Below are 1,911 nucleotides of genomic sequence, written 5' to 3' on the forward strand. Positions count from 1 at the left end.
CGGCAGCGCGTAGCTGATCTGGCCTTCCAGATAAAACTGTTCCTGGCCGCCGACCGACCATTCACCGCTAATTCGGTGCAGGGCCTCGTTCAGCGCGGTCTGCGCATCCCCGCGGCTGAGGTGCATGGGCGGCAACACATAGTGGCCCAGGGCATGCGCCTCTTTGGCCGTCAGCACGGCCGGCAAAGCCTCATAGCGGATGGCGGTCTTGGCCAGCGCGCAAGCGCGGCGCGCCAGGTCGCGGCTGCTGGCGATGACGGCGAACACCGGCTGGCCCAGGTAACTTAAAGTTTCGGCGGCGAGGATGGGGTCGTCATGCACCAGCGGGCCGCAGTTGTTGCTGCCCGGAATATCGGCAGCGGTCAGCACCGCCACCACACCGGGCTGCGCGCGCAGCAGCTCTAGATCTATTTCCAGCAGCTTTCCATGTGCGACCGGCGACAGGCCGAGCGCCGCATGCAGCGTGCCCTGAACTTCGGCGATGTCATCGGTGTAGATGGCCTCGCCCGACACATGTAGCGCTGCCGACTCGTGCGGGCGGCTGACACCCACTTGATCATGGGCGCTCATGCGGCGCTCCCGAACGAAATCACTTGCCAGACGCTCAAGTCGCTGGCCGCCAACGGCGCATCAGCACGCGTCTCCAACCAGAGTCGGCGCAACAGGTTCTGCGCCACCTGCATCCGGTAGGCGCTACTGGCGCGGGCGTCGCTCATGGGCGTGAAGTCCTGCCCCAGCGCGGCTTGGGCGGCGCTTAAGTTCTCCCCGCTCCAGGGCTTGCCCAGCAAAGCCGCCTCGGCCCCTTTTGCCCGTTTGACCACCGCCGCCATGCCGCCGAACACCAACCGCGCTTCGGTGACTAACTCGCCATCCAGCCGGATGGCCAGCACCGCGCAGACCGCCGAGATATCGCTGTCATAACGCTTGGCAATCTTGTAGGCCCGCAGGCGCCAGTCGGCGCTGGGCAGCGGCAGGTGCATGGCCTCGATGAACTCGCCGGGCCGCAAGTCCTTTTGCATATAGCCGAGATAGAAATCCTCCAGCTTGATCCGCCGCTGCTGCGTGCCAAGTCGCAAAACCAGCTCGGCGCCCAGCGCCATCAAGGCCGGCGCGCCGTCGCCGATCGGCGAGCCATTGGCGATATTGCCGCCCAGGGTGCCGGCTTGGCGCACCGGCGGCGACGCAAAGCGCAGCCACAGCTCGCGCAAGCCGGGAGCGGCCGCGGTCAAGGCCGCCCAGGCGTCTTCAAGCGAAGCGCCGGCGCCTATCCATAGCCCGGCTTGGCCTTGAAAGGGCTGCGCGCGAATTTGGCGTAACTCTTGGACTGCACCGATATAAATCAGGTCGCCCAGGTCGCGGAACTGCTTGTTGACCCACAGGCCGATATCGGTGGAGCCGGCCAGCAGGCGGGCTGCCGGTTTGCTTTCGACCAAGGCGGCCAGCGCGGCCAGGCTGCGCGGCGCATCGAAGCTGTCGATGCGCTGATGGAACGCCGGGTTAGGCGCTGAATAATGCAAAGAGTCATCGGCTTGCAGCTGCGTGAGTGCTGCCGTGATTGCGGTGAGATCCAAACGCTTGGCAGGCAGCTCAAACATTTTCTCCCCCGCATCCAGAATCGGCCGGTAGCCGGTGCAGCGGCACAAATTGCCGGCCAGATCGTCGGCCAGTTGCTGGCGCGTCGGGCGGCTGCCGGCCGCGCTGTGCTTTTCATAGCAGGCCTGCAGCGTCATCGCAAAGCCGGGGGTGCAAAACCCGCATTGCGAGCCGTGGCAGTCGACAAGGGCCTGCTGCACCGGGTTCAAGTTGGTGGACGAGCCCAGGTCCTGCACCGTCAGCAGGGCCTGGCCGTCCAGCGTGGTTAAAAACTGGGTGCAGGAGTTGACGTTGCGCAGCTCAAGCCGGCCCTGCCGC

Annotated in this window: 1 protein-coding gene and 1 pseudogene; both read right to left on the reverse strand. The window is 65.7% G+C overall.

The genetic code is table 11. The annotated features are described in order from the left end of the window. Positions 1 to 570, reverse strand: a pseudogene (locus RMO57_RS04335) (xanthine dehydrogenase molybdopterin binding subunit); the annotation flags it as partial. Next, on the reverse strand, positions 567 to 1,911 hold a 1,345-nt coding region (xdhA, locus tag RMO57_RS04340), incomplete at its 5' end, for a xanthine dehydrogenase small subunit (protein WP_310384563.1). The pseudogene RMO57_RS04335 and the gene xdhA, both read right to left, overlap by 4 nt.

Origin of the sequence: Roseateles sp. (assembly GCF_031397715.1) — a bacterium.
Taxonomy (GTDB): domain Bacteria; phylum Pseudomonadota; class Gammaproteobacteria; order Burkholderiales; family Burkholderiaceae_C; genus Paucibacter_A.